Annotated in this window: 21 protein-coding genes; 14 read left to right on the plus strand and 7 right to left on the minus strand. The window is 65.0% G+C overall.

All coding sequences use genetic code 11. From position 1 onward, the window contains the following. Positions 1–3: 3 nt before the first annotated feature. From ABC969_RS05730 to ABC969_RS05750, 5 genes are all read left to right on the plus strand, one after another. Complete coding sequence (locus tag ABC969_RS05730) at positions 4–726, plus strand: peptidylprolyl isomerase (RefSeq protein WP_380808952.1); 723 nt, start codon at positions 4–6, stop codon at positions 724–726. Positions 727–760: 34 nt separating this feature from the next. Next, positions 761–1,828 (plus strand): tRNA preQ1(34) S-adenosylmethionine ribosyltransferase-isomerase QueA, encoded by a 1,068-nt coding sequence (gene queA / locus ABC969_RS05735; protein WP_345863573.1) that lies wholly within the window; start codon positions 761–763, stop codon positions 1,826–1,828. After that, entirely contained in the window at positions 1,825–2,286 is a 462-nt protein-coding gene (locus ABC969_RS05740) for an EF-hand domain-containing protein (protein WP_345863574.1), read from the plus strand. The genes queA and ABC969_RS05740 overlap by 4 nt, the downstream gene beginning before the upstream one ends. A 137-nt stretch (positions 2,287–2,423) precedes the next feature. Continuing rightward, entirely contained in the window at positions 2,424–3,566 is a 1,143-nt protein-coding gene (gene tgt, locus ABC969_RS05745; protein WP_345863575.1) for a tRNA guanosine(34) transglycosylase Tgt, read from the plus strand. Between the two features lie 2 nt (positions 3,567–3,568). Then, a complete protein-coding gene (locus tag ABC969_RS05750; protein ID WP_345863576.1) occupies positions 3,569–3,751 on the plus strand; it encodes a hypothetical protein in 183 nt (60 codons plus the stop codon). 239 nt (positions 3,752–3,990) lie between these two features. Here ABC969_RS05750 and ABC969_RS05755 read toward each other — a convergent pair whose 3' ends face one another. Both ABC969_RS05755 and ABC969_RS05760 read right to left on the minus strand, forming a co-directional pair. After that, entirely contained in the window at positions 3,991–4,317 is a 327-nt protein-coding gene (locus tag ABC969_RS05755) for a hypothetical protein (protein WP_345863578.1), read from the minus strand. A gap of 118 nt (positions 4,318–4,435) precedes the next feature. Beyond that, entirely contained in the window at positions 4,436–5,686 is a 1,251-nt protein-coding gene (locus ABC969_RS05760) for an N-acetylmuramoyl-L-alanine amidase (protein WP_380808473.1), read from the minus strand. A 496-nt stretch (positions 5,687–6,182) separates the two neighbouring features. Between ABC969_RS05760 and ABC969_RS05765 the strand changes: the two genes are divergently transcribed. Then, positions 6,183–8,993: an Rne/Rng family ribonuclease gene (locus tag ABC969_RS05765; RefSeq protein ID WP_380808470.1), complete on the plus strand. Its 2,811-nt coding sequence runs from the start codon at positions 6,183–6,185 to the stop codon at positions 8,991–8,993. Between the two features lie 125 nt (positions 8,994–9,118). Here ABC969_RS05765 and queG read toward each other — a convergent pair whose 3' ends face one another. Further along, the gene (gene queG, locus ABC969_RS05770; RefSeq protein ID WP_345863581.1) at positions 9,119–10,180 is read right to left on the minus strand and encodes a tRNA epoxyqueuosine(34) reductase QueG; all 1,062 of its coding nucleotides are present in this window, start codon (positions 10,178–10,180) and stop codon (positions 9,119–9,121) included. Between the two features lie 79 nt (positions 10,181–10,259). Between queG and ABC969_RS05775 the strand changes: the two genes are divergently transcribed. The 4 genes from ABC969_RS05775 to msrB all read left to right on the plus strand — a co-directional run bounded on the left by ABC969_RS05775 (position 10,260) and on the right by msrB (position 14,557). Next, positions 10,260–11,201 (plus strand): ABC transporter ATP-binding protein, encoded by a 942-nt coding sequence (locus ABC969_RS05775; RefSeq protein ID WP_345863582.1) that lies wholly within the window; start codon positions 10,260–10,262, stop codon positions 11,199–11,201. Continuing rightward, the gene (locus ABC969_RS05780) at positions 11,198–12,442 is read left to right on the plus strand and encodes an ABC transporter permease (RefSeq protein ID WP_345863584.1); all 1,245 of its coding nucleotides are present in this window, start codon (positions 11,198–11,200) and stop codon (positions 12,440–12,442) included. The genes ABC969_RS05775 and ABC969_RS05780 overlap by 4 nt, the downstream gene beginning before the upstream one ends. A gap of 206 nt (positions 12,443–12,648) precedes the next feature. After that, positions 12,649–13,881: a cytochrome P450 gene (locus ABC969_RS05785; protein WP_345863585.1), complete on the plus strand. Its 1,233-nt coding sequence runs from the start codon at positions 12,649–12,651 to the stop codon at positions 13,879–13,881. Between the two features lie 187 nt (positions 13,882–14,068). Next, on the plus strand, positions 14,069–14,557 hold the full coding sequence (gene msrB / locus ABC969_RS05790) for a peptide-methionine (R)-S-oxide reductase MsrB (protein WP_345863586.1): 489 nt from the start codon (positions 14,069–14,071) through the stop codon (positions 14,555–14,557). Between the two features lie 15 nt (positions 14,558–14,572). Here the strand turns inward: msrB and ABC969_RS05795 are convergent, their stop codons facing one another. The 3 genes from ABC969_RS05795 to ABC969_RS05805 form a co-directional block, all read right to left on the minus strand. Further along, the gene (locus ABC969_RS05795) at positions 14,573–15,130 is read right to left on the minus strand and encodes a CHAP domain-containing protein (protein WP_380808465.1); all 558 of its coding nucleotides are present in this window, start codon (positions 15,128–15,130) and stop codon (positions 14,573–14,575) included. A 148-nt stretch (positions 15,131–15,278) separates the two neighbouring features. Continuing rightward, on the minus strand, positions 15,279–15,533 hold the full coding sequence (locus ABC969_RS05800) for a DUF6356 family protein (RefSeq protein WP_345863590.1): 255 nt from the start codon (positions 15,531–15,533) through the stop codon (positions 15,279–15,281). Positions 15,534–15,645: 112 nt separating this feature from the next. Continuing rightward, entirely contained in the window at positions 15,646–17,037 is a 1,392-nt protein-coding gene (locus ABC969_RS05805) for a UDP-N-acetylmuramate--L-alanine ligase (RefSeq protein WP_345863591.1), read from the minus strand. A 65-nt stretch (positions 17,038–17,102) separates the two neighbouring features. Between ABC969_RS05805 and ABC969_RS05810 the strand changes: the two genes are divergently transcribed. The 4 genes from ABC969_RS05810 to ABC969_RS05825 all read left to right on the plus strand — a co-directional run bounded on the left by ABC969_RS05810 (position 17,103) and on the right by ABC969_RS05825 (position 23,897). After that, positions 17,103–17,921, plus strand: coding sequence for an LD-carboxypeptidase (locus tag ABC969_RS05810; protein ID WP_345863593.1), 819 nt, complete (start codon positions 17,103–17,105; stop codon positions 17,919–17,921). Positions 17,922–18,159: 238 nt separating this feature from the next. Continuing rightward, positions 18,160–20,151, plus strand: coding sequence for a threonine--tRNA ligase (thrS, locus tag ABC969_RS05815; protein WP_345863594.1), 1,992 nt, complete (start codon positions 18,160–18,162; stop codon positions 20,149–20,151). Positions 20,152–20,362: 211 nt separating this feature from the next. Continuing rightward, entirely contained in the window at positions 20,363–20,866 is a 504-nt protein-coding gene (gene infC, locus ABC969_RS05820; protein ID WP_345863596.1) for a translation initiation factor IF-3, read from the plus strand. Positions 20,867–21,113: 247 nt separating this feature from the next. Further along, entirely contained in the window at positions 21,114–23,897 is a 2,784-nt protein-coding gene (locus tag ABC969_RS05825; protein ID WP_345863598.1) for a TonB-dependent receptor, read from the plus strand. Positions 23,898–24,163: 266 nt separating this feature from the next. Here ABC969_RS05825 and ABC969_RS05830 read toward each other — a convergent pair whose 3' ends face one another. Then, a complete protein-coding gene (locus ABC969_RS05830; RefSeq protein ID WP_345863600.1) occupies positions 24,164–24,544 on the minus strand; it encodes a VOC family protein in 381 nt (126 codons plus the stop codon). Positions 24,545–24,547 lie beyond the last annotated feature (3 nt).

Consider the following 24,547-nt stretch of genomic DNA (forward strand, 5'->3'; position numbering starts at 1 on the left):
ATGATGCGTTCGATTGCCACCATGATTGCGTTTGCGTGCGCGCTGTTTGCCGCGCCGGTGCTGGCGCAGCAGCCGGCCCCGGAAAAGGCCGCGCCGCTTAAGAATGTCGAATCCCCCGTGGTGTTCGCACCGCGCATCGCGCCGGCCTCGGCCACCGATCCCGAGAACCTGCTGTATCTCGATCTTTCCACCGGCGGGCGCGTGGTGATCTGGCTGCGCACCGATGTCGCGCCGAAGATGGTCGAGCGCGTCAAGACGCTGACGCGCCAGCGTTTCTATGATGGTCTGCCGTTCCACCGCGTGATCGAAGGCTTCATGGCGCAGGGCGGCGATCCCAAGGGGGATGGCACCGGCGGCTCGCCGCTGCCCAACGTGCCGGCCGAGTTCAACTATCTGCCGCACGTGCGCGGCGCGGTTTCCGCCGCGCGCGCCGAAGACAAGGACAGCGCCAACAGCCAGTTCTTCATCGTCTTCCAGCCGCGGCTCAGCCTCGACAAGAAATATACCGTATTCGGCCGCGTGATCGAGGGCATGCCATATGTCGATGCGATCGAGCGTGGCGAACCGCCGGCCAACCCGTCGAAGATCGTGCATGCCTATATCGCGGCGGATGGCCCGCCGGCCTATGCCCCGCCCCCGCCCGTCGCCGCGCCGTCACCGCTGCCCGTGCCCGGCGCAAAGCCCGCGCCCAAGCCCGCCGCCGCAAAGCCTGCCGCCAAGAAATAAGCTAACGCCCCGCTCGCGGGCGGGGACCGTACCGATGAACGTCGATCTGTTTGATTTCGTACTGCCGCCGGAGCGCATCGCCTTGCGCCCGGCCAGCCCGCGCGATGCCGCGCGGATGCTGGTGCTCGACGGCGCCGAGACACGCGACCTTCACGTCGGCGATCTGCCCGGGCAATTGCGGCGCGGCGATCTGCTGGTGTTCAACGATACGCGCGTGATCCCGGCGCAGCTCGAAGGCACGCGCGCCGCCGCGGATCGCGACGCGCAAGGCGCGTCGGGGGCGAAGATCGGCGCGACGCTGCACAAGCGCGAGGGGCCCCGCCGCTGGCGCGCCTTCGTGCGCAACGCCAAGCGACTGCGCGAGGGGGACAGCATCGATTTCGGCCAGGGCGTGTCGGCGATCGCCTCCGATAAACTGGCCGATGGCAGCGTCGCGCTGACCTTTGCCGGTAACGAGCCGGTCGAGCTGCTGCTCGACCGCGCCGGTCGCATGCCATTGCCGCCCTATATCGCCGCCAAGCGCCCCGCCGATGCCAGCGATCTGGACGATTACCAGACGATGTTCGCAGCGGAAAAGGGCGCCGTTGCCGCCCCCACCGCCGCGCTGCACTTCACTCCCGAATTGATGGCGGCGCTCGATGCTGCGGGGATCGGCCACGCCACGCTCACGCTGCATGTCGGCGCGGGCACGTTCCTGCCGGTCAAGGCGGAGGATACCGACGCGCATCAGATGCACGCCGAATGGGGCCGCATCGACCCCGCCACCGCCGACCGGCTCAACGCCACCCGCGCCGCTGGCGGCCGGGTCATCGCGGTCGGCACGACGAGCCTGCGCCTGATCGAAAGCGCGAGCGACGAGGACCATCTCGTCCGCCCGTTCGAAGGCGATACCGCGATCTTCATCACCCCCGGCTATCGCTTCCGCGGCGTGGACGGGCTGATGACCAATTTCCATCTTCCGCGCTCCACGCTGTTCATGCTGGTCAGCGCGCTGATGGGCCGCGAACGCATGCAGGCGGCCTATGCGCACGCCATCGACAACGACTATCGTTTCTACAGCTACGGCGATGCCAGCCTGTTGCTGCCGACGAAGGATCAATGATGCTGCTCGCCGCGCTCCTGTTTGCCGCCGTCCAGCAACCCGCGCCACCGGTGCCGGGCGCCCAGCCGCAGCCGTTCGCCTCGATCGTCGCCGAACCCGCGGCATTGCTGATCGCGGCCTGCGATGAAGATGGCGATGGCGATGCGGTGGTGACACGCGTCGAGCTGCACGCCTGCCTCGCGCGCAGCTTTGCCGGCGTCGCGCAGGGCAAGCCCGATATCGGTTATATCGGCTATGGTGACTGGGCGCTGCGCTGGCTGGGGGACGCCAATGCGCTGCCCAGCCAATATGGCGTCGATACCGACAATGATGACCGCATCACGCTGGCCGAACTGACTACCGAATTCGATCGCCTGTTCGATCGTTATGACGTGGACAAGAACGGCACGCTGACCCGTGCGGAGCTGCTGACGATCCGCAGCGCCATCCCGCCACGGCCGCCGGGCAAGCGCAAATAAGGGCTCCGCCGTCATCCCAGCGAACGCTGGGGTCTCACGCAGCATAGGCGAGACAGAAGCCGCATGAGACCCCACCCTTCGCTCGGGTAACGGCAGGCATACTCGACACGTACCAGCCAAGACGGCATGGGACCCCCATGACCCCCCGTTTCGATTTCACGATCGCCGCCACCGACGGCAAGGCGCGCACCGGCGCGATTCGCATGCAGCGCGGCGAGATCCGCACGCCGGCCTTCATGCCGGTGGGCACCGCCGCCACCGTCAAGGCGATGAAGCCGGGCGATGTGCGCGCGTCCGGCGCGGACATCATTCTTGGCAACACCTATCACCTGATGCTCCGCCCGACCGCGGAGCGCGTCGCGCGCTTGGGCGGGCTGCATGCCTTCATGGGCTGGGACCGGCCGATCCTGACCGATTCAGGCGGCTATCAGGTGATGAGCCTCAGCGATCTGACCAAGCGGGATGAAAACGGCGTCACTTTCCGCAGCCATCTCGATGGCTCCAAGCACACGATCAGCCCGGAACGCTCGATCGAGATCCAGCGGCTGTTGGGCTCCGACATCGTCATGGCGTTCGACGAACTCGTGCCCACCACCTCGACGCGCGAGGTGCAGGCCGCCGCGATGGCGCGCTCGATGCGCTGGGCGCGGCGCAGCCGCGATGCGTTCGACGGCGGCGGCGAGCATGCCGCGCGCGCAGCGATCTTCGGTATCCAGCAAGGCGCGCTCGATCAGCGCTTGCGTGCGGAGAGCGCCAGCGATCTTACCGCCATCGGCTTCGATGGGTATGCGGTCGGCGGCCTGGCGGTCGGCGAAGGCCAGGAAGCGATGTTCGGCTGCCTCGATTTCGCGCCCGATCAATTGCCCGCCGACAAGCCGCGCTATCTGATGGGTGTGGGCAAGCCCGATGATATCGTCGGCGCGGTGGAGCGCGGCATCGACATGTTCGATTGCGTGCTGCCCACCCGTTCGGGCCGCACGGGACAGGCGTTCACCCGCGGCGGGCCGATCAACCTGCGCAATGCGCGCTTCGGCGAGGATCAGGGCCCGCTTGATCCGGCTTGCGCATGCCCGGTGTGCGGCACCTGGACGCGCGCGTATATCCATCATCTGGTGCGCTCGGACGAGATGCTGGGCGCGATGCTGATGACCGAGCATAACCTGTATTTCTATCAGGCGCTGATGGCCGATCTGCGCGCCGCGATCGCCGATCGGCGGCTGTCGGTATTTGCCAACGGCTTCCGCGAGGCATATCGAAAAGAACCCAAATCCGGAGAGTGAGCGTGTCCGACCAGGAACCCAACGAGATCGTCGCCGCGGCGGCACGTGCCAAGGCCGCCAAGGAGCGGCTGGCAGCCGATGCGGACAAGAAGAACTGGCCGATCGCCGCGATCGGGCTTGGCGTCGGCATCGGCTCGGCCGCAGTCGCCGCAGCGGTGATGTTCGCCGGGCGCAAGAAAGACTGAGAACGCGCCAGTCCGACATCCCGTGTCGGCGCCGGCGCGGATGAAGAGCAACGGCGACGCGGCATGACGCCGGATTTGTTCACGATTGGCGGCGCTTGCGCTGCCGACTATCGCTGGAAGAATTCGGCAAGACCGCTGTAATAGCGACGCCCGGGCACCGCAAACAAACACCCCCGCTAAAACGAAACGGCCCCGCCATCACTGGCGGGGCCGCTGCCGCTAACGCGCTTGCGCCGGGATCAGCGACGAGCGCCCTGGCGGTCGTTCTTCTGGACGCGGATGCGCTGGTTCAGCGTGTCGAAGCGGCGATCGAGATCGCGGCGTTCGGCCTGGGTAAGGCCGGGACGGCTGCGACGATATTGCTGCTCGAGATTGGCCAGCGTGCGGAACTGCGTTTTCAACCGCGTTGCTTCATTGCGGTTGAGTGCGCCCGTACGAATGCCCTGATCGATCCGCTGATACATATTGGCCTGGCGCTGGTTGATGTTCTGCCACGGCGCGGCGCTGGCCGGAACGGCGGCCGCAGCGAAGCCCAGGCCTGCCAAAGCGAGCATGATCTTGTTCATAACCTAAACTCCTTGTGCCGGCCGATCGCGTCGGCCTGAGTGCAGGTATGAAACCCGGCTGTCGCCAGGATGTGCCATGATCTGCCAGAAAGTGTCGCGAATTGTGTCGGATACGCGATCAGTTGCCCGCCAGCCGCCGCGCGAAATGCACCTCCACCGCACGCCGCACGCTTTGCGCGATGCGTTTGCGACCGTCCGCTGAATCGATGAACGCGGCGTCGCCGGGGTTCGAAATATAGCCCGTCTCGAACAGGATCGAGGGCATGTCCGGCGCTTTCAGCACCATCAGCGATGCCATCCGGTGAAAATTCGCCTTAAGCGGGATCAGCGGCTGCGCCTCCCGGCCGAGCAAGCGCGCGAAATTGGCCGAGGCGTTCATTGTCTCGCGCTGCGTCAGATCGATCAGGATCGAGGAAATGTCCGCGGTGGTACCACCGAGATCGATCCCGCCGATAATATCCGCCTTGTTCTCGCGCGCCGCCAGCCGCGCCGCTTGCTTGTCGGAGGCCACTTCCGACAGCGTATAGACCGAGGCGCCACTGGCGGTGCCCGAACCGACGCTGTCGCAATGGATCGAGATAAACAGATTGGCCTTGAGCCTGCGCGCAATCCCGTAACGTTGCTGCAGCACGAGAAAGCGATCATCCTCGCGCGTCAGCGCGACGCGCACCCGCCCAGATCGCACCAGCTCGTCGCGGATCGCCTTGGCGATACGCAACGTCACATCCTTTTCGCGCAACTGATCGGAAGGCGCGATCGCGCCCGGATCGACCCCGCCATGCCCGGCATCGATCACCACCAAGGGGCGGCTGGCGTCATCTCCATAAATCGGCGGCAGTTTCGGCTTCTTGCTCGGCCGCGGCAGCGGGATGGTCAGTTCATACTTGCGCCGCGGGGCCGCCGCCTGGAGGCCGATCGGAGGCAGGAAGCTGAGCCGACCTTGCGCCGCCGCACGGGCAAAGCGCGCATCGTCAACGCCGCGCAGCTCCAGCGTCAGCGTGCGCCCATCAGCGCCGAAACTACCCCCACTGATGACCACCGGGCGCGACAGATCGAACACAATGCGCACGCCATCCCGGCGCGCCGATTGCCGCACCGCGCGGACCGGCCCGCCGAGCGCGCTGCGCTTGCCCGGTTGGACGCCTGCAACGTCGAGCGCCAGGCGGTTGGGCCCGGCCAACGTCACCGCCGAAGCACCGATCACCCGCGCGTCGGCCTGCACGACGATGCGATCGCGCGCGATCGCCACGCGCTCGATCGTCGCCGCCACGGCTGGAACGCCGGTGAACCAGCAGACCAAAAGGGTGAGAAACAATGACACGCGATGGTATTGCCGCGCCGATGCGGACGCGGTCCAGTCAAAAGACATGAGCGCCAGGCGGGGTGATAAAGTTAAACACCATGCCCGTGGTCATAGCCCCACTGCCTTCCGGCGTGGTGAAGCGATACGGTTAATGCCGAATTCTCATGTTCTTATCGCGACTTCGCGACGGCCATACCAAAAGCTGAACATCACCGCCATTGAGCCCAGTTGCTGTAAACAAAGTCCGGTGCTAGTCATCGGTGCGCACCGGCATGGCATTCTGCCGACCGGTCCACATGGCACGCGCCGTTCCAGGCGCGGCCGATCCAGGTTGACGTACGCATGATGCATTCCCCCTGCCCTCCGCGCCGACCGGCTTTTGCCGGCGGGATCGCGGACGTGGCAGGCGCCCAGGGCCAGATGCCGGGGCGTGCTCAGCGTGCAGAGGCAATGTTGTCCATCGACGGCACGCAATCGGGCGGCACTCCGCCCCCTGCGCCGCCGCATCACAATCGCGCGCGGGGAGCCCCAGGCACCGGACCGCGCGCCCGGAGAGAATTACATGACAATGCGTATGCTGATCGACGCACGCCACCGGGAAGAAACCCGGGTCGCCGTGGTCAATGGAAACCGAATCGAGGAATTTGATTTCGAATCGTCCGAGCACAAACAGCTCAAGGGCAATATCTATCTCGCCAAGGTTACCCGCGTCGAACCATCGCTGCAGGCGGCGTTCGTCGATTATGGCGGCAATCGCCACGGTTTCCTGGCGTTCAGCGAAATCCACCCTGATTATTATCAGATCCCCAAGGAAGATCGCGAAGCGTTGCTGCGCGAAGAGGCCGAGCATGCTGCCGAGGAAATGGCGCTGCGCGCCGAGCATGACGATGACGACGATGAACTGCATGACGACGATGGTGGCTACACCTCGGGCGGCGAGCTCGACGACGATGAGATCGACGAAGACAGCGTCGAGCGTTTCGAGGACGATGGCGGCGTAGAGGCCGAAGTCGTCGCCGAAGGCGCGGCCGAACCGCGCGGCCGTCGTCGCAAGCGCAGCAGTGCCAATGACGAAGCCGCCGAGGATCTGCGCGAGCGCCGCACCAATCTGCGCCATCGCTACAAGATCCAGGACGTGATCCGTCGCCGTCAGGTGCTGCTCGTCCAGGTCGTCAAGGAAGAACGCGGCAACAAGGGCGCGGCGCTGACCAGCTATCTGTCGCTCGCCGGTCGTTACTGCGTGCTGATGCCCAACACGTCGCATGGCGGCGGGATCAGCCGCAAGATCAGCAACGCCGGCGATCGCAAGCGCCTGAAGTCGATCATGGCGGACATGAAGCTGCCTCCCTCGATGGGCTGCATCGTGCGCACCGCCGGGCTCCAGCGCACGCGCCAGGAGATCAAGCGCGATTTCGACTATCTCGCCCGCCTGTGGGACGGGATTCGCGAGAAGACGCTCGAATCCTCCGCGCCCGCGCTCGTCTATGGCGATAGCGATCTGCTCAAGCGTGCGATCCGCGATATCTATAACAAGGATATCGACGAGGTCATCGTCGAGGGCGTCGAGGGCTATCAGCAGGCGCGCGAATTCATGAAGCTGCTGATGCCCAGCCATGCGCGCAAGGTGAAGCATTATTCCGATGCCGTGCCGCTGTATCAGCGCGCGCGCGTCGAGGAGCAGCTCTCCGCGATGTACCACCCGGTGGTGCAGCTCAAATCGGGCGGCTATCTGGTGATCAACCCGACCGAGGCATTGGTGTCGATCGACATCAACTCGGGCCGTTCGACGCGCGAGCATTCGATCGAGCAGACCGCCACCGCGACCAACCTCGAAGCCGCGACCGAAATCGCGCGCCAGTTGCGGCTGCGCGACATGGCCGGCCTTGTCGTGATCGATTTCATCGACATGGATAACAGCTCGAACGTCCGCAAGGTCGAGAAGGCAATGAAGGATGCGCTGAAAAACGATCGCGCGCGTATCCAGGTCGGCCGTATCTCCAGCTTCGGTCTGATGGAAATGAGCCGCCAGCGCTTGCGCACCGGCGTGCTCGAAGCCTCCACCCGCCAGTGCCCGCATTGCGAAGGCACCGGCCTGGTGCGCACGGCATCGTCGTCGGGCGTGTCGGCACTTCGCCTGATCGAGGATGAAGCCGCGCAGGGCCGTGGGTCGGTGCTGACGCTGCACGCGAGCGCCGAAGCCGCCTTCTTTCTGCTCAACCGCAAGCGCAGCGATCTCGCCGAGATCGAGGAGCGCTACGGCGTGACCATCGAAGTGACGCCGGATGGCGAGCAGGAAGGCGCGCGCATGTCGGTCGAAGTGGCCGGCCCGCCGCCCGCTTACGCGCCGCGCTTCGCCGCGCCGATCGTCGAGATCGAGGAAGACTATCCCGAGGAAATCGAGGAAGAATTCGACGAGATCGAGGACGACGACGAGGTCGAGGAAGCGGCCGAGCCGCGCGCCCCGCGCGAACCGCGTGAACGCACCGAGCGTTCGGCCGACGATGAAGGCGGGCGCAAGCGTCGCCGCCGTCGTGGGCGCCGTGGGCGCAATCGCCCTGAGGGCGAAGAAGCGCGCGAAGGCGACGAGGCGACGACCGAGGAGCCAGTCGACACCGAGATCGACGCCGATGTCGCCGATGAAGCCCCAGAGGTCGATGGCAACGAGCAACCGGTAAACGAAGAAGGCGGCGAAGGCCGTCGTCGGCGTGGCCGTCGCGGGCGTCGTGGTGGTCGCCGCAATGAGGGCGATCGCGTCGAGCGCAGCGGCGACGCTGTCGAGGGCGATGTCGAGGTGGCCGACGATGCGCCGGTTGCCGAGGCGCCAGCCCCCGAGCCGGTCGCTCAGGTCGAGGACGCGCCCAAAAAGGGCCGTCGTCGCCCGCGCGCCCGCGCCGCCGATACCGCGCCCGTTGCCGAGACCGCGCCGATGGTGGAAGCGGAGTCTGCGGTGGAAGCGCCGGTTGCCGAAGCCGAGCCAGAAGCACCGGCCAAGCCCAAGCGCAGCCGTCGCAAAAAGGCCGACACGGTGGAGGCCGAGGTTGCTCCCACCGAGACCGTCGCGATGGAAAGCCCGGCGCTAATGGATGCGCCGATCTCGGAAGAGGCAGCGCCCAAAAAACGCCGCGCGCCGCGCAAGAAGGCGACTGAAGCTGAGGTGAGCCCCGAAGCGGACGCACCGGTTGCTCCAGCTCCCAAGGCTGCGCCGCGCCGCAAGCCCAAGGCGGTCACCGCACCGGTGGCTGATGCCCCAGTGGCCGAGCCGGAGGCAGCGCCGGAGCCGGAAGTCATGCCCGCCGAACGCGAGATCGACGCCGATCCGGGTGAGGCAGGCAGCCCGCGCCGCGGTTGGTGGCAGCGCACCTTCGGGGCCTGATCACCTGCCCGGCTAAAGAAAGGCCCTCTCCCCGCGCGGGAGGGGGCCTTTTCGTTTGCGCGAGCAGTCGCTGCCGCCGCGATATCCAGGCGGCGCTATACAGTGGTAGCCGAAACGGACGGCGTTCACCCGGCGGGCGACAACTGTGACAAAGCCCAGCGCGCCGCGTCGCTAACGACCTCCGATGGGTCTTCTAACAACCGCGACAGCGGCGCAATCAGCGCTGCCGACCCGCTATTCCCCGCCGCAATCGCGGCGTTGCGCACCATCCGATCGCGCCCGATGCGCTTGATCGGCGAGCCCGCAAATACCTGGCGAAACCCCGCATCATCCAGGGCCAGCAGATCCGCCAGCTCCGGCGCGGTCAGTTCCGCGCGTGGCACAAAGGCCAAATTGGCGCTCGCTGTGGCGGCAAACTTGTTCCACGGGCACACCGCCAGGCAATCGTCGCAGCCATAGATGCGGTTGCCGATGCTCGCGCGAAATTCCTCGGGGATCGGGCCGGCATGTTCGATCGTGAGATACGAGATGCAGCGCCGGGCATCGAGCCGGTAGGGCGCGGGAAAGGCGCTGGTGGGGCAGGCGCGCTGGCAGGCGTCGCACGACCCGCACGTGTCGAGCCCCGGGCGATCGGGGGTAAGATCCAACGTCGTGTAGATCGCGCCGAGGAACAGCCAGCTGCCATGATCGCGGCTGACCAGATTGGTGTGCTTGCCCTGCCAGCCGAGCCCCGCCGCCTCGGACAGCGGCTTTTCCATCACTGGCGCGGTATCGACGAACACTTTGAGATCGTGGGGCACATCGCTGGGTAGCTCGGCGACCAGCCAGCGGGCCAGCGTCTTCAGATTGCGCTTGATCACGTCGTGATAATCGGACCCTTGCGCATAGACCGAGATGCGGCCCACCTCCCCTGCCCCGGCCAGTGCCAGCGGATCGACCGCGGGCGCATAGCTCATGCCGAGCGCGATCACGCTGCGCACCTCGGGCCACAGGCCGGCGGGCGATTCGCGGTGGTGGGCGCGCTCCTCCATCCAGATCATGCCGCCATGCAGCCCCTCCCCCAGCCACTGCCGCAGCCGGGCGGCGGTCTGCGGCGCGGCATCGGCGCGCGCCACCCCGCACGCGACGAACCCCAGTTCCGCCGCTTTCGCTTTCAACCGATCGGTGAGTGACTTGTCTTGCTGCACCGCACACCGCTACCACGTTGAGGAAACGCCAACACCTTTGCCGTACGGCGGAGATAGAGCGGATGTAAGGGGCGCCCAAGTGACAAGCGACACATTGGCGATCAGCGCCACCGGGCTGATCAAGAATTTCGGTGGCCGTCGCGTGGTCGACGGCGTCGATATCGCCGTGCCCAAGGGCGCGATCTACGGCGTGCTCGGCCCCAACGGCGCGGGCAAGACGACCACGCTGCGCATGCTGCTCGGCATCATCGAGCCGGACGGTGGCAGCCGTACGTTGCTCGGTCATGATCGACCACGCGAGGCAAGTGACCTGGTCGGCTATCTGCCCGAAGAACGCGGGCTTTATCCAGCGATGAAGGCCAAGGATGCGATCGCCTTTCTCGGCGCGCTGCGCGGGTTGGATCGGCAGACCGGGCGCAAGCGCGCGGTGGAGCTGCTTGAGGCAGCGGGGCTCGGCCACGCGGTCGATCAGAAGATTCGCAAACTCTCCAAGGGCATGGCGCAATTGGTGCAGCTGCTGGGCGCGGTGGTGCATCGCCCCGATCTGCTGGTGCTGGACGAGCCCTTTTCCGGGCTCGATCCGGTCAATCAGGAACGGCTGGAAGCGTTGATCATCGCCGAGCGGGATCGCGGGGCGACGATCCTCTTTTCCACGCATGTGATGGGGCATGCCGAGCGGCTGTGCGATCGGCTGTGCATCATCGCCGGGGGCAAGCGCCGCTTCGAGGGCACGGTAGCGGAGGCACGCGGCACGCTGCCGATGAAGGCATTGTATGTGCCGCATCATGACGGGGACGGCATCGCCGCGTTGCTGCCGGCGGACGCGATGCGCGACAGCACGGGCTGGAGCTTTACCGTGCCGGAGGACGGCGCCGAGGCGATCCTCAAGCGGCTGATCGATGCCGGCTTTGGCATCGCCACGCTCTCGATCGAGCGGCCGGGCTTGCACGAGGCGTTCGTGCGCATCGTCGGTGCGGCGGCGCAGGACGACGAAGCGGCATCGCTGGAGAAAGCGGCATGACCACGCCAACCAGCAACACGCGGCGGTTGATCCGCCAGACACTGACCATCGCGCGGCGCGATTTCGTCGCCACGGTGTTCACGCCCACTTTCCTGCTGTTCCTGTTTGCGCCGCTGATCATGGGATCGTTTGGCGCGATCGGCGGGCTGGGCGCGGCCAGCCTGCGCGATGGTAACGACCACAAGGATCGTATCGTCGCGATCGTGACGGCCGAGCAGGCGCGCACGATGAACGCGATCGATACGCGCTTGCGCCGGATTTTCCGCGGCCGCGACGAACGCCCGCCAGTGCTGGTCACTGAAGCGCCTGGCCCCGATTCGGCCGCCCGCGCCCGCGCCGAATTGCAGGCCAAGGAGTATGACGTCTCGGCGGTGCTCTATGGACCGCTGGCGACACCGACGATCCTGTACGGCGCGCAAGGATCGCGCACCGCAGATTATCTCGCCGAACTGGCCGAGGCCACGTTGCGCGCCGAGCGCAGCGGCGGGGCGACGCCACTGAGCCAGCCGAGCAAGCAATCCGTGGTCAGCGCCAAAGTGTCGATCGGCGGCAAAAACCAGGCAGCGTTCTTCACCGTATTCGGCATTTTCTTCCTTACCCTGCTGCTGGCGGGGCAAGCGGTCGGCACGATGGCGGAGGAGCGCAGCAACAAGGTGATCGAGGTGCTGGCCGCCGCCGTGCCGCTCGAATCGGTTTTTCTCGGTAAATTGCTCGGCATGTTCGGCGTGGCGGTGTTGTTCGTCGCCTTCTGGGGCACGTTGGTCAGCCAGATCAGCGCAATCGCGCCGCCGGGGCTCGCCGCCAATCTCGCCACGATTGGCCCGGCGATCGGCATGCCCGCTTATGTCATGCTGTTCTTCGCTTATTTCACCATGGCGTACATGCTGCTCGGCGCTGTTTTCTTGAGCGTCGGCGCGCAGGCCTCAACGATGCGCGAGATCCAGATGCTGTCGCTACCGATCACCATCGTGCAGGTGGCGATGTTCGGCCTAGCCTCGGTCGCCGCGTCGCAGCCGGGGACCGCCGTGGCGACCTTTGCCGAATGGTTTCCGCTCTCGTCGCCGTTCGCCATGGCGGCGCGCGCGGCAAACCGGCCGGAACTCTGGCCGCATCTGCTGGCGCTGGCGTGGCAAGCCTTGTGGGTAGCGATCGTCATCACGCTCGGCGCGCGTGCCTTCCGCCGCGGCGTGCTGCAATCGGGCAGCGGCAAGTTCAGCATCAAGGCGTTGCTGGGGCGATAGCCCCGCCCCACCTCATTCCGTCATGCTGAGCTTGTTTCAGCATCCAGGCGCGGCTGGTTGCCAAAACCGGCACCTTCCGTGGATCGTTTGACCGCGCCTGGCTCCTGACACGAGTTCAGCATGACGACCGGGTAGCGGGATTCGGTTCAAACACTATTGACCTCGATGTCAGTTAGGGTTCTTCTATCGTCAAAAGGAGAGGGACAATGGCCACGATGCTGCAGCCGGAAATGCGCGCGGATCCGTTCGATATGAGCCGCGCAGCTTTGTACCGTGACGATCTTTGGCACGCGCCATTTCGCGAATTGCGCGCCAACAGCCCCGTCCACCGCGTCGAGCACAGCGACTATGGCCCTTATTGGTCGATCGCCGGCTACCATCCCATCATCGAGGTCGAGTCGCTGCCCGACATCTATTCCAGCCAGGCCGGCGGCATCACCATCGCCGACTTCCTCGCATATGACGACACGGTGGAGATGCCGATGTTCATCGCCATGGACCGTCCCAAACATACCGGTCAGCGCCGTACCGTCGCGCCCGCCTTCACGCCCTCGGAAATGGTGCGGATGAGCGACGACATCCGCCACCGTACGGGCGAAATCCTCGATACATTGCCGTGGGGCGAAGAATTCGATTGGGTCGATCGCGTGTCGATCGAACTGACCACGCAGATGCTGGCGATCCTGTTCGACTTCCCCTGGCAAGACCGGCGCAAGCTGACCTTCTGGTCTGATTGGGCGGGCGATATCGAGCTGATCAAGGACGGGAACAAGCGCGCCGAACGGCTCGGCCATATGTATGAATGCGGTGCCTATTTTCAGAACTTGTGGAACCAGAAAGTCGGCCAGCCCCCCGCGCCGGACCTGATCTCGATGATGGTCCATTCGGATGCCATGCGCGAGATGGATCATCTCGAATTTCTCGGCAATCTCATCCTGCTCATCGTCGGCGGCAATGATACCACCCGCAACACGATGACCGGCCTGGTCTACGGGCTCGACAAATTTCCTGATTCACGCAGCAAACTGGAAGCCGATCCCGGGCTGATCTCCAATGCCGTGCAGGAAGCAATCCGCTGGCAGACGCCGCTTGCGCATATGCGCCGCACGGCGACGCGCGACGTCCAACTGATGGGTCAGAACATCGCCGCCGGGGACAAATTGATCCTGTGGTATCTCTCGGCCAATCGCGACGAGAGCGTGTTCGAGGATGCCGACCGGATCATCGTCGATCGCCCCAATGCGCGGCGGCATCTGGCCTTCGGGCACGGCATCCACCGCTGCGTCGGCGCGCGGCTGGCGGAGCTGCAGATCGCGACGCTGCTGGCAGAGATGGCCAAGCGACGGATGCGCGTGAACGTGCTGCGCGAGCCGGAGCGCGTGGCGCAATGCTTCGTGCATGGGTATAAGAAGCTGCCGGTGACGATCAGCAAATACTGAAATGCCGCATGCAATCGCCCCCCCAAACCGTCACCCCAGCGAAAGCTGGGGTCTATGTGGGGCGGACGCTTCCCCGCCGCCTGAAGACCCCAGCTTTCGCCGGGGTGACAGGTGGGGAAATGCTGCATCTCGCAACCCCCGCCCCGCGTACTTACATCCACACCAGATGCCCGATGCGAGAACGCCCATGCCCCACGACCGCCGCACCTTCCTCGCCCTAGCCGGCTCCGGCGCTGCCGCCTTCGCGCTGTTCGGCTGCCGCGGCGCGACGGCCGCGCCTGAGAAGTTCGCCTATGTCCTGACCGACGCGCAGTGGAAAGCCAGGCTGTCGCCCGCCGCTTACCAAACGCTGCGCCACGAGGCGACCGAGCGGCCGTACAGCAGCCCGCTCAATGCCGAGCATCGCGCAGGCGTGTTTTCCTGCGCCGGTTGCGCGCTGCCGCTATTTTCGTCGGCGACCAAGTTCGAGAGCGGGACGGGCTGGCCGAGCTTCTGGCAGCCGCTGGCCAATGCGGTGCGCACGCGGCGCGACGGGTCGCTGGGCTTCACCCGGACCGAGGTGCATTGCCGCAACTGCGGCGGGCATCTCGGGCATTTGTTTGATGACGGCCCCAAGCCGACGGGCAAACGCTATTGCATGAACGGCGCGGCGATGACGTTCCGGGCGAAGCGCTAGGCCCGATCCGCTGGTTTAGAACGCCACCCGGTTGACCAGCGAAAGCACGCCGATCGTCTTGGCCGCGTCGGTCGAGGCCATCGTTACCGACGGCAGCGGGGCGACGTCATCGGTGGTCGCGCCGTTGGCATAAATAAAGCCATTGGCCGGATAGGCGGTGGTGCCGAGATCGCCATTGGCGGCGAACCAGATCTTGACCATGCTCCAGTCACCCGCGGCCGACACGTCGATGGCGCGCACGTTGCGCTCGATCCCGCCGCGGCGCGACCAGTTGGCGTGCGTCAGCGTGACTTCGCGGTCGTTGATCACGCCGGAGACCATTGCGACATGGCCAAGCCGCATGCGGCCGCTCGATTGCAGCGACAGTACAGCGCCAACCTTGGGCGCCTGGCCGCGGTCATACCGACCGGCAGCCTGCGCCCACCAGGTGTGCGCGTTGCCATGGATATTGATGCCGGAGATCGACCGGGCATAGGGCGCGCACTGCCAGAACTGCGCCGCGGCTGGGGTCGCCCCCATCAGGACGCACGATACTGCCAGTGCACAACGCACTGCAAAAGCCCGGAATTTCATATGACCCCCTCAGGTCCAATCGTTCACTGAGGGTCACAAAGCAGGTCGGCGGCGGGGTGGAAACCCCCGCGCAGGTTTGTGTGGAACCTTTCCGGACGAAGTGAGTTTACCGTACGACGAAGCCCCCTCGCCCGTCCCCGATCGCGCCTCAGATGACGTATTCGACCGTCTTGCGCTGCGCCTCATCGGCTGCCTTCGCCGCGCGCATATCCACGATCCGCTGATTGAGCCGTGCCACGGTGCGGCTACCCGTGGTCTTGAACAGTGCCGGAATGAAGGCATGCACGACACTGGCGCAGCCCGCCGCGATCATCGTCAGCCCGAAGCTGGAGGCGACGCCGAAATGCTCGGTGAAGCTCTCGCCGACCGATTCGGGGTGGTCGAGGAACAGGCGGCGGAACATGGGATACCTCGTGGCTGATGCTTGCGCAGAATATCACGCGGCATAACGAGTGTCAGCCATCGACCTCGCTGCCAACCCGGCGACCGCCGGGACGGCGCTGTAGTAGATGTGGCTAGCTCAGCTGCCCCAGCATGTCCCCCGCCAGCAGGCTCAGCGTATCATCGCGCGCGCCCATCACGACGATGCGATCCCCCGGCCGCGCCAGCGCCACCAGATGCGCCGCCGCACCTGCGCGATCGGCGATGTGCGCCGCCTGCGCCCCCGTCGCCGCGATCTCCGCGACGATGTCCGCACTGGTCACTTCGCGATTGACGGTGCCGCCCTGATAGACCGGATCGGGCAGCACCAGCACGTCGCCTGCCGCCAGCCGTTCGGCGAACATCGCCACCAGCTCGCGGCGCATGACCTTGAGCGGCCCATAGCCATGCGGCTGGAACAGCACGAGCAACCGGCCGGGAAACGCGTGCAACGTCTCCAGCGTGGCGGCGATCTTGTCGGGATTGTGCCCGAAATCGTCGATGACCGCGACGCCGCCGGCTTCGCCGACCAGCTCGAACCGCCGCTTCAGGCCGACAAATCCGGCGATCGCGGTGATCGCCTCGGCCAGCGGCACGCCCGCCGCGCGCACCGCGCCGAGCGCCGCCAGCGCGTTCGACACGTTATGCCGCCCGGGCACCGACAACCGCACCTTGTGGCGCTCGCCGCCCTTGACCAGATCGAAGCCGATGGCGAACGGCTCCGGCAGCAGATTTTCCGCGCGCAGATCGGCCGAGGCATCGATCGCGAAGGTCACCAGCCGGTCGCGCGGCAGGCTCATCGCCAGCGCCGCGGATTCGGCATCGCCGACATTGACCACGGTGGTCACCGCTCTGCCGGCAAACGTGCCGAACAGCGCGCGCAGTTCCTCCAGGCTCTTGTGATCGAGGCTGACATTGTTGAGCACGGCGATCTTGGGATGATAAAGCGCGATCGAGCCATCGCTCTCGTCCACTTCCGAGACGAACGCCTCGCCCTGCCCGACCAGCGCGCTGGCAAACGGCGCTTGCGGGGCCACGAAATTCTTCATCACCGCGCCGTTCATCACCGTCGGATCGCGCCCGCAGGCGTGCAGGATCCAGCCGATCATGCCCGTCACGGTCGATTTGCCGCTCGTCCCCGCCACGCCGATCGGCAGCACGCCGGCGTTGAACAATTGGCTGAGCAGCTCGGCGCGGCTCAGCCGCGCCGCGCCCACCGCCTCGGCGGCGACGATATCCGGCACGGTCGCCTCGACCGCGGCGGAAGCGACGACAATCTGGTCGGCCGAGCTGATCCCGCTGCCGTCCTGCGGGAACAGCGCCACGCTCTTGGCGGTGAGATCGGCGAACTTGGCGGGCAAGGCGCCGCTATCCAGCGCGCGGTCCGAGCCCGCGACCTGATCGCCGCGGCCGGCAAGAATCATTGCCAGCGGCATCATGCCCGAGCCACCGACGCCAACGAAGAAGTAGGATTTGCGCGTTTCCATGACCGCGGGCTATCGCGGCATTTCGGCAACGGGGCAAGCGCCCCACAGACAAGGCGAATTTCCGCATGCGCATCGGCGTGGTCAGCCCGGCACGACCAATCGACCCGTCGGTGGAGAGCATGATGCAGGCGCTGGTCGCGGTCAGCTTTCCCGAAGTGGATATCGTGTTCCACCGGCAATGCTTTTTGAGCGACGGGCATTTCGCCGGGTCGGATGCGGTGCGCAGCGCCGCGTTCCTGGAATATGCCAATGATCCCGCGTTCGACGCGATCTGGTTCGCGCGCGGCGGCTATGGCGCCAATCGCATCCTCGATACGGTGCTGCCGCAACTGAATGACGCCGCGCGCCGCAAGACCTATCTCGGCTATTCCGACATGGGGTTTCTGCTCGGCGCACTGTATGCCAGCCGCATCGGGCGGCAGGCGCACGGGCCGATGCCGAGCGAGATCCGCCGCAAAAACGATCATGCTGCGTGCGTATCGCGCGCGCTCTCCTGGCTGATCAGCGGCGATCGCCGGTCACTCGAACCGACTATCGACGCGCGGCCTCATGCCGCGTTCAACCTGTCGATCCTGACCGCGCTGATCGGCTCGAAATATCTCCCCGATCTCACCGATCACGTGTTGATGATCGAGGAAATCAGCGAACCGCTCTACCGCATCGATCGCATGCTGTTCACTATGGCGCATGCCACGCAATTGAAGGGCATTGCCGGCGTGCGGCTGGGCGTGGTGGGCGACGTGATCGAGAATGACGTGGTGTTCAACGACACGCCCGAGCAGATGATCGTGCGCTGGTGCGCGGATATGGGGGTACCCTATCTGGGCCGCGCGCAGATCGGGCATTATGCGGCGAATTGCGTCGTGCCGTTCGGCGTGGCGTAACGCCTCCACCTTCCGTCATCCTGAACTTGTTTCAGGATCCATCGGGCGGCTAAGTCCGGCGGCATGGGGTGAGCATTGCCATTCCGGCACCATGGATCCTGAAACGAGTTCAGGATGACGGCGCTATACGGGGCGGCCGCATCCCGCACCACACTCGCCTCTACACGCAAGCTTGCCTATATAGCCGCTGCAGGCATAAGCCCCGCCCTCTGCCCTAGTCACGAAAGACCGTTTCCCGATGTCCGAGATGTTCCGCATAACGCTGCCTGACGGTTCCGTCCGCGAGGTAGCGCCGGGCACTACCCCGGCGGACATCGCCGCGGCGATCGGTCCGGGCCTCGCCAAGGCGGCAATCGCCGCGCGCGTCGATGGCGAACTCCGCGACATCATGCGCCCGTTCGAGCAGGACGCACAACTGGCGCTGGTCACCGCGCGCGACGAAAAGGACGCACTGGAGCTCGCCCGGCACGATTTCGCGCATGTCATGGCCGAGGCGGTACAGCATCTGTTCCCGGGCACGCAGATCACCTTCGGCCCGGCGACGGACGACGGCTTCTATTACGATTTCGCCCCTAAAGACCGCCCGTTCACCGACGAGGATTTGCCCGCGATCGAGGCGGAGATGCGCCGCATCATCGCGAATAACGAGCCGTTCATCCGCGAAGTGTGGAGCCGCGAGCAGCTGATCGAGACGTGGACCAGGCAGGGCGAAACGTTCAAGGCCGAATGGGCCGCCGAACTGCCCGATGGCGAGGAGCTGACGATCTACCGCCAGGGCCAGTGGCTCGACATGTGCCGCGGGCCGCACATGGTCTCGACCGGCAAGCTCGATCCGCAGGCGTTCAAGCTGACGCGCGTGTCCGGTGCGTATTGGCGGGGCGATCAGAACAATGCGATGCTCAGCCGCATCTACGGTACCGCGTGGCTCAACAAGAAGCAGCTCGATGCGCATCTGCTGATGCTCGAGGAAGCGGCTAAGCGTGATCATCGCAAGATCGGCCAGGAAATGGACCTGTTCCATCTCCAGTCCGAAGCGCAGGGCTCGGTCTTCTGGCACCCCAAGGGCTATATCCTGTGGCGCGAACTGGAGGCCTATATGCGCCGCCGGCTCGATGCGGCGGGCTATCAGGAGGTCAAGACGCCGCAGTTGATGGACGCGCGCCAGTGGGAGCAATCCGGCCATTGGGGAAAGTATCGCGAGAACATGTTCGTCGTGCCGGACGAGATCCCGAACACGGACGATGCGGCCGCGATCTTCAGCGGCACCGCCGATCTGATGGCGCTGAAGCCGATGAACTGCCCGGCGCACGTGCTGATCTTCCGCCAGGGGATCAAATCGTATCGCGATCTGCCGCTGCGCCTCGCCGAATTCGGCTGCTGCCACCGCAACGAACCGCATGGCGCGCTGCACGGCATCATGCGCGTGCGCCAGTTCACGCAGGATGACGCGCATCTGTTCGTGCGCGAAGACCAGTTGATCGGCGAAGTCGCGCAATTCATCGACCTGCTCGACAGCGTGTACAAGCACCTCGGATTCGAGGATTATGCCGTCAAGCTCGCGCTGCGCCCCGAACAGCGCTTCGGCAGCGACGATATGTGGGATCAGGCCGAAGCAGAACTGCGCGAGGCGGTGCTGCAATCCTCGCTCAGCGACTCGATCAAGGCCAAGTTCGAGGAACTTCCGGGCGAAGGCGCTTTCTATGCGCCAAAGCTCGAATTCCACCTGACCGATGCGATCGGGCGGACCTGGCAGGTAGGCACGATTCAGTCCGACCGCGTGCTGCCCGAGCGACTTGATGCCAGCTATGTCGGGCAGGATGGCGAGCGCCACCGCCCCGTGATGCTGCACCGCGCGATCCTCGGCACGTTCGAACGCTTCCTCGGCATCCTGATCGAGCATCATGCCGGGCGTTTCCCGTTATGGCTGGCCCCGGTGCAGGCGGTGGTGGCGACGATCGTGTCGGATGCCGATGATTATGCAGCGGAAGTGACGGCGAAGCTGCGCGCGGCGGGGCTGCGGGTGGAGACCGATCTGCGCAACGAGAAGATCAACTACAAGGTGCGCGAACATTCGCTGGCCAAGGTGCCCAACCTGCTGGTGGTGGGCAAACGCGAGGCGGAGGAAGGCACCGTCGCGCTCCGCCAGTTGGGCAGCGATCGGCAGCAATTCCTGGCGCTCGACGACGTGATTGCAAAGCTCGCGGAGGATGCCAAGGCGCCGGATTTGTAAGCCTCTGCCCCACCCCAGCGAAAGCTGGGGTCCCAAGCGGCTCCCGTCCCGCGCCAAGCGCTTGAGATCCCAGCTTTCGCTGGGATGACGGCGGGCGGCAAGAGAACCTAGCGCCACACCTTTCGCTATAACGCCTAAATCGCTATATACAGTCGTCACAACTACAGGAGCTATACCTATCCGACCCCCAATGACCCGGCAGGCGCCGCCGATGAACGGCCCTCGCTTCAACGAATTCATCGTATCGCCCAAGGTCCGCGTGATCGACGGAGAGGGCGAGAATCTGGGTGTCATGTACACCCGCGAGGCGATGGAGCAGGCGCGCGAGGTCGGTCTCGACCTGGTCGAAGTGTCGCCCAACGCCGATCCGCCGGTGGCCAAGTTCCTCGATGTCGGCAAGTTCAAATACGAGGCGCAGAAGAAGGCGAACCTCGCCCGCAAGAGCCAGAAGACGCAGGAGATCAAAGAGATCAAGATGCGTCCCAACATCGACGACCATGATTATAACACCAAGATGAAGAAGGTCGCCGAGTTCATCGACGAGGGCGATAAGGTGAAGATCACCCTGCGCTTCCGCGGTCGCGAGCTGAGCCACGGCCAGCTCGGCATGGCGCTGCTCCAGCGCGTGCAGACGGATATCGCCGAAACCGCCAAGGTGGAAGCCTATCCGCGCATGGAAGGCCGTCAGATGCTGATGGTGCTCGCGCCCAAGTAAGAAATCGGGCCGGTTGCAAATAGGACAATCGTCTTTGTTGCCGGCCCGTTGCCACTTGCCGTTTCCGTAAGGGAAAATGGCCTACCGATTGCGTAAAGCGCAGTCGCATCCCGCAAAATTGTGCCGATCCGGCCGAAAGTGACTGTTTTCCGTCGCTTTTTAAGCTGGACGTTGCGCGTGCGCGCTCTATGCAATCGGACGCTAACGGCAAAAATGCCGGGTCAAGATATCATAGGAGAGGTTCACGATGCGCAAGACCGCGTTACTGTTGTCCGTCGCTACGCTGGCAATCGCCGCCCCCGCCTTCGCGCAAGACGCGACGGCCACCAACACCACCACCGAGACGACGACGCAGGACGCGCAGGTTGCCTCCGAAGCAACCGCTGCCGCCGACACCGCCGCTGAAGACGTAAACCTGGGCGACATTATCGTCACCGCCACGCGCCGCAGCGAGCGGCTGTCCAACGTGCCGATCGCGGTTTCCGCGGTCAGCCAGGAAGCGCTACAGAATTCGGGCGCCACCGATATCCGCCAATTGAGCCAGCTCGCGCCATCGCTGCTGGTCAGCTCCACGGGCAGCGAATCGAACGCATCGGCGCGTATTCGCGGTATCGGCACGGTGGGCGACAATCCCGGCCTCGAAAGCTCGGTCGCGACGTTCATCGACGGTGTCTATCGCAGCCGCACCGGCTCCGGCCTCAATGATCTGGGCGAAGTCGATCGCATCGAAGTGCTGCGCGGGCCGCAGGGCACGCTCTCCGGCCGCAACGCCTCGGCCGGCACGATCAGCGTGATCACCAAGGCGCCTGATCTCAACAAGTTCGGTGGTTATGCCGAAGGCACCTACGGCAATTACAACAATATCCGCTTGGCCGGCGCGCTCACCGGGCCGATCAGCGAGACGCTGGGCTTCCGCATCGACGGGATCTACGCCAAGCGCGACGGCTATTATTACGACGTCGTCAACAACACCGATTACAATGATCGCAACCGCATCTTCGGTCGCGCGCAATTGCTGTGGGAGCCCTCAAGCGACGTACGCGTACGGCTGATCGGCGATTACAGCCGCCGCGACGAAAAGTGCTGCGGCGCGGTCTATACCGATATCAACGAGAAGATCGATCCGACCCCGGGTGTGCCGGGCGATTACACCGTCAATCCGGCGGGCAACCGCATCGTCGATATCATGACCGGCCTGGGCGCCGTCTTCCCGAGCGCCGGTGATCCCTATAACCGCCGCATCGCCAATTCGCCGGGCCGTGCCTATAGCAACAAAACGGTGGATTATGGTGGCTCGGCGCAGGTCGACATCAATCTCGGCGCCGCCTCGCTGACCTCGATCACCGCTTACCGCGAATATAACGCCGAAGGCGCGGCGGACATCGATTATGGCAGCCTCGATATCGGCTACCGCCCCGATGACGGCAACAATTACCGCCAGTTCCACACCTTCACGCAGGAGCTGCGGCTGAACGGCGAAGCCTTCGGCGGCAAGCTCGATTGGCTGGTCGGCGGTTATTACAGCAACGAGCAGTTGCAGGTCGTCGACAATCTCAAATTCGGCACCGAATATGGTCAGTTCGCCGCCTGCCGCGTCGTCTCGGGGATCAGTGCATCGCCGGCGTTGCGCAATCTGAGCGCACCGGGCTGTCTCAGCGCCACTGGCACCGCCGCCGTGACCGGCACGTTCGGCGCCGCCGCGTCGCTGATCATCGGCAATCTGCGGCGGCTGAGCACGCTCAACGATCTCGGCAGCAGCCGCGATGTCTATAACCAGACGAGCAACAATTACGCCTTCTTCACGCACAATATTTTCAAGCTGACCGATCGCCTGAGCATCACGGCCGGCCTGCGCTACACGCGCGAAAAGAAGGATTTCGACGCCAACTTCCAGAACAACAATACGGTCTGCCCGGCGCTGCAGGCCGGCACCGCGCAAGGCGGCTTGGGCGGCCTGCTCGCCAACCCCGCGCTGGCATCGGTTGCGGCCGGGATCATCACGCTGGGCTGCACGGGCAATTCGAGCTCGGCGCTCAATGCGGTCAAGCTCAACGACAGCCTGAGCGAAGGCGAATTCACCGGCACCGGCGTGCTCTCGTGGAAGCCGGTCGACGCGCTGCTCACCTATGCGAGCTATTCGCGTGGCTATAAGGCCGGCGGCTATAACCTCGATCGTTCGGATCTCGGGGATGCCTTCCTGGCATCCACGCTCGCCAACCCGAACGCCACGCGGCTGCGCTTCGACTCCGAGACGGTCAATGCCTATGAAATCGGACTGAAGTATAGCTCGCGCCAGTTCACCTTCAACGCCGCCGCGTTCCGCCAGGAATTCGCCAATTTCCAGCTCAACACGTTCAACGGCACCAACTTTGTCGTACAGAACATCCAGTCGTGCAAAAACAGCCTGAACGGCGGCGACCGCGATGCGAGTGCGGCGACCGGCGCGTGCGCCAATGGCGATACGCAGTACGGCGTGGTGTCGCAGGGCGTCGAGCTGGAAGCCGGCTTCTATCCAGCGCGCAACTTTGCGGTAGCGATGGGGTACACCTTCTCGGATACCAAGTTCCGCAACAATCTGGTCGGCAGCAATGCGGGCGAAGCGCTCGATCCGGCATTGTTCCTGCTGGCGGGCAAGCAATTGTCTAACGCGCCGCGCAACGTGGTGACCAGCTCGGTCAGCTGGACGCCGGACATCGGCGGCAATGGCCTGAGCGCGTTGTTCTATGTCGATGGCCGTCTGTCGTCCGACTACAACACCGGTTCCGATCTGTTCGTCGAGAAGGAGCAGGATGCGTTCTTCGTGATGAACGCGCGTGTCGGCCTGCGCGGTGCGGACAAGAAATGGGCGCTCGAACTTTGGGCGCAGAACCTGCTCGATACCAATTATCAGCAGGTCGGCTTCAATGCCCCGTTCCAGGGCGCCGGCTCACAGGCGCAGGTGCAGGCGTTCGGCGGTGTCGGCAACCAGATCTTCACCTCGTATCTGGCCGAACCGCGCACTTACGGCCTGACGCTACGCTCGCGTTTCTGAGCCTGGCATAGCGCCGCGCTTGCGGCCGGCCTCCGAAAGGGGCCGGCCGTTTTCGTGTGGGACGCTGTGAAGCAGAAGGTTGTTCGCGCGGAAGCGCGGAGGCGCGGAGATGGTGCGCTTGCTGCGCAGCGGCACTCATCATCGAGCCTTGCACAAAGCCGCCGGGGCAAAATTGAGGCGCTAGGCGCGCCAATGGAGCAACCTCCTCCGCGCCTCCGCGCCTCCGCGCCTCCGCGCGAACAAACCTTCTTACCCGGTTCCCCCAATCAAACAGGCGGCTCCCACAATTCGATCGCATTCCCTTCCGGATCGTGGATGCGCGCGAATTGGCCGGTCGCCGGGTCGTTCCATTCCGGCTTGGTGACGATCTCGATTCCGCTCGCATTCAATTGCTCGAGCAACGAATCCAGATCGCGCACGCGCAGGTTGAGCATGAACTGCTTGTCCGCCGCGAAATACTCGCTGTCCGCCTGGAACGGCGCGAAGACCACGGGGCCGCCTTCGGCCTGCCAGCTATAGTCGTCCGCCGTGGCACCCTCGGTGGATACGCAGCCCGCACCGATGCCCAGATGCTCCCGATACCAGCTGTTCAGCGCGTCGGGATCGTTCGCGCGAAAGAACAGCCCACCAATTCCCAGCACCGGCATGTC

The organism is Sphingomonas qilianensis (genome assembly GCF_039614825.1).
Classification (GTDB): Bacteria; Pseudomonadota; Alphaproteobacteria; order Sphingomonadales; family Sphingomonadaceae; genus Sphingomonas; species Sphingomonas qilianensis.

Coding starts and splice junctions, on each gene's coding strand:
- ABC969_RS05785 (WP_345863585.1), top strand. CDS start 12,649: ATGGCCACGATGCTGCAGCCGGAAATGCGCGCGGATCCGTTCGATATG.
- ABC969_RS05795 (WP_380808465.1), bottom strand. CDS start 15,130: ATGAAATTCCGGGCTTTTGCAGTGCGTTGTGCACTGGCAGTATCGTGC.
- ABC969_RS05740 (WP_345863574.1), top strand. CDS start 1,825: ATGATGCTGCTCGCCGCGCTCCTGTTTGCCGCCGTCCAGCAACCCGCG.
- ABC969_RS05760 (WP_380808473.1), bottom strand. CDS start 5,686: ATGTCTTTTGACTGGACCGCGTCCGCATCGGCGCGGCAATACCATCGC.
- tgt (WP_345863575.1), top strand. CDS start 2,424: ATGACCCCCCGTTTCGATTTCACGATCGCCGCCACCGACGGCAAGGCG.
- ABC969_RS05830 (WP_345863600.1), bottom strand. CDS start 24,544: ATGCCGGTGCTGGGAATTGGTGGGCTGTTCTTTCGCGCGAACGATCCC.
- thrS (WP_345863594.1), top strand. CDS start 18,160: ATGTCCGAGATGTTCCGCATAACGCTGCCTGACGGTTCCGTCCGCGAG.
- ABC969_RS05825 (WP_345863598.1), top strand. CDS start 21,114: ATGCGCAAGACCGCGTTACTGTTGTCCGTCGCTACGCTGGCAATCGCC.
- queA (WP_345863573.1), top strand. CDS start 761: ATGAACGTCGATCTGTTTGATTTCGTACTGCCGCCGGAGCGCATCGCC.
- ABC969_RS05730 (WP_380808952.1), top strand. CDS start 4: ATGCGTTCGATTGCCACCATGATTGCGTTTGCGTGCGCGCTGTTTGCC.
- ABC969_RS05755 (WP_345863578.1), bottom strand. CDS start 4,317: ATGAACAAGATCATGCTCGCTTTGGCAGGCCTGGGCTTCGCTGCGGCC.
- ABC969_RS05765 (WP_380808470.1), top strand. CDS start 6,183: ATGACAATGCGTATGCTGATCGACGCACGCCACCGGGAAGAAACCCGG.
- ABC969_RS05805 (WP_345863591.1), bottom strand. CDS start 17,037: ATGGAAACGCGCAAATCCTACTTCTTCGTTGGCGTCGGTGGCTCGGGC.
- ABC969_RS05800 (WP_345863590.1), bottom strand. CDS start 15,533: ATGTTCCGCCGCCTGTTCCTCGACCACCCCGAATCGGTCGGCGAGAGC.
- ABC969_RS05810 (WP_345863593.1), top strand. CDS start 17,103: ATGCGCATCGGCGTGGTCAGCCCGGCACGACCAATCGACCCGTCGGTG.
- infC (WP_345863596.1), top strand. CDS start 20,363: ATGAACGGCCCTCGCTTCAACGAATTCATCGTATCGCCCAAGGTCCGC.
- msrB (WP_345863586.1), top strand. CDS start 14,069: ATGCCCCACGACCGCCGCACCTTCCTCGCCCTAGCCGGCTCCGGCGCT.
- ABC969_RS05780 (WP_345863584.1), top strand. CDS start 11,198: ATGACCACGCCAACCAGCAACACGCGGCGGTTGATCCGCCAGACACTG.